Source organism: Priestia sp. P5_B4 (genome assembly GCF_056400385.1).
On sequence record NZ_JBFULJ010000568.1, the window covers coordinates 1 to 2,492 of the forward strand.

General features: G+C 37.6%; 2 protein-coding genes, 1 pseudogene and 1 riboswitch. Of the genes and pseudogenes, 2 read left to right on the plus strand and 1 reads right to left on the minus strand.

Going from position 1 to position 2,492, the window contains the following annotated elements; translation table 11 throughout:
- Window positions 1–351, minus strand: a pseudogene (locus tag AC1DRF_RS23040) (hypothetical protein); the annotation flags it as partial.
- A gap of 210 nt (window positions 352–561) precedes the next feature.
- A riboswitch (ZMP/ZTP riboswitch) is annotated at window positions 562–640 on the plus strand.
- A 168-nt stretch (window positions 641–808) separates the two neighbouring features.
- On the opposite strand from AC1DRF_RS23040, the gene AC1DRF_RS23045 reads away from it, so the two are divergent.
- Both AC1DRF_RS23045 and AC1DRF_RS23050 read left to right on the plus strand, forming a co-directional pair.
- Window positions 809–2,008: a phosphoglycerate dehydrogenase gene (locus tag AC1DRF_RS23045; RefSeq protein WP_477741783.1), complete on the plus strand. Its 1,200-nt coding sequence runs from the start codon at window positions 809–811 to the stop codon at window positions 2,006–2,008.
- Between the two features lie 132 nt (window positions 2,009–2,140).
- Entirely contained in the window at window positions 2,141–2,371 is a 231-nt protein-coding gene (locus AC1DRF_RS23050) for a hypothetical protein (protein ID WP_477741784.1), read from the plus strand.
- Window positions 2,372–2,492: the final 121 nt, after the last annotated feature.

Consider the following 2,492-nt stretch of genomic DNA (forward strand, 5'->3'; position numbering starts at 1 on the left):
ACGCAAGGGAACCGCTTCGCGCAATTGTGCCCAAGCTGCTTTCAAGCACGCAAGGGAACCGCTTCGCGCAATTGTGCCCAAGCTGCTTTCAAGCTCTTCTTGCGTCATGCCAATTCCAGTATCCGTAATGGTTAAGGTACGGTTAGTTTTATCTGGTGTTACTTTTATGTAATAGCTTTCTTTGTTAAAACGCAAGGAGTCGTCTGTTAAGGCTTTGTAATAAATTTTATCGATTGCATCACTTGAATTTGATAGAAGTTCTCTCAAAAATACTTCTTTTTGAGAATAGATGGAATTAATCATCATCTCTAATAATCGCTTTGATTCGGCTTTGAATTCTTTTTTTGACATAAGAAATTCTCCTTTCCAAATAGGGCTTATAAAACAATTAGCACTTGAGTGGATAGAGTGCTAATCACTCTTCTTATTTAACATGTATTAGGGTATTTGTCAATATATTAGGAGATTCGCTAAAGAGATTAAAAATTAGACTGAAAAAAGCAAACTTTTAAAAAAAGGTTGAACGTTCTGAAAGAGTTTGCTAGAATATACTTAATTTCAAAGACTATATGTGACTGGCGAAACGCGGATAACCGTGAGGAAGCATATAGTGACGTAGCCGTTCGCCTGGGCAGAGGTAAGGGATTAATACATATCTCTTACCTCTTTCTGTTTAGGGGGAGAGGATATAGAAGTTATCACATATGTAGGCTAAAAAACCAGACTTTTTAAAAAATTAAAAATGAAGTTCCTTTATCCAAAGGTAAAAACATGTAAAACTACGATGATAATCAGAGGAGAGTACAAAATGAGCACATTAACATTAAAAAAAGTACAAACAATCAAAACATTAAACAACATTGCACAAAAAGGTCTAAATGTTTTTAATCAAGAAGGTTATCAAATTGACAACGACAGCGAAAATCCAGATGCGATTGTCGTGCGTAGCTTTAACATGCACAGCATGGCATTTGACCAAAATTTAAAAGCTATTGCACGAGCTGGAGCAGGGGTTAATAATATACCTGTGGACGCTTGCACGGAGCAAGGTATCGTTGTATTTAATACGCCAGGAGCTAATGCAAACGCAGTAAAAGAAATGGTTTTAACTACAATTATGGCTTCTTCTCGTAACTTATTTGCTGGAGTTGAATGGACAAAAGGATTGGATGGCCAAGGTGATCAAATTCCTAAGTTAGTTGAAGCAGGTAAAAAACAGTTTGTTGGAAAAGAAATCAAAGGTAAAACGTTAGGCGTTATTGGTTTAGGTGCAATTGGTGCTCTTGTAGCAAACGATGCGCTTGATTTAGATATGGACGTAATTGGTTTTGATCCATTCATTTCTGTTAATACAGCTTGGAATTTGTCTCGCAACGTACAGCGTGCAATGTCTCTAGAAGAACTATTTGCAGCATCTGACTATATTACGGTTCACGTTCCATTAACGGACGATACAAAAGGTGTTTTCAATAAAGAAACGTTTAGCATCATGAAACCGGATGTTCATATTTTGAACTTCTCACGCGGTGAGCTTGTAAACGAAGAAGATATGAAAGCTGCTCTTGAAAGTGGAAAAGTTAGAAGATACATTACAGATTTCCCAAATCAAAATGTCTTGAACATGAAAAATGTTGTGCCAATTCCTCACCTAGGGGCATCAACTCAAGAATCAGAAGAAAACTGTGCGGTAATGGCAGCACGTCAAGTGAAAAATTTCTTAGAAACAGGAAACGTTAAAAACTCAGTGAATTTCCCGAATGCATCTCTTCCTTACACTGGGAAAAAACGCGTAGCTGCTTTCCATCACAATGTGCCGAATATGGTAGGACAACTTACGCAAGTATTCTCAAACTATAATTTAAACATCGCAGATATGGTGAACAGAAGCCGCGGTGAATATGCGTATACAATGATCGATATTGACAATCAAGTAAGTGACGAGATTGTGCCTGAGCTAGAAGAAAAAATCGGTCAAATTGAAGGAATTATTACAAGTCGTATTATCTAATTTGGTTCCCGTCATATTTTAGTGTTACAGCCCTAACTTAGAAAAGTTAGGGCTGTTTTTACATGGTGTTTACCTCATATCAATTCCTTCATTCTCATAGCATATAGAAATACCTTTAAAGAGGTGAACGTTTTGTCCGGAGAACTGATAGGAATTTTGATAGGGTCGCTCATCGCGCTGGCAGGAACATTCATTACGTCTGTCGTAGCTATAGTGATGTCGAAAGAGCAATACAAACAAGAGCTTCGCAAAGCATTTATCCAAAAGAAAGTTGATGCCTATACCCATGTGTGTCAAGTTATTCTAGCTATAAAAAACAAAGTAGTCCCTTTACTTCTTATATTGGTCAATTTGTTCCACTAAATCCAGGGGAAAGTATGGAAGTTCTTGCTTCATTCGCCAAAGTCGGAACGGCTCCATCGACACCTGTTTTTATCCAAGTGACGTTTTAGTCGGAACGGCTCCATCGACACCTGTTTTTATC

Bases quoted from the DNA above. Each gene is read 5' to 3' on its own strand.
- AC1DRF_RS23045 (WP_477741783.1), top strand. From the start codon at position 809: ATGAGCACATTAACATTAAAAAAAGTACAAACAATCAAAACATTAAAC.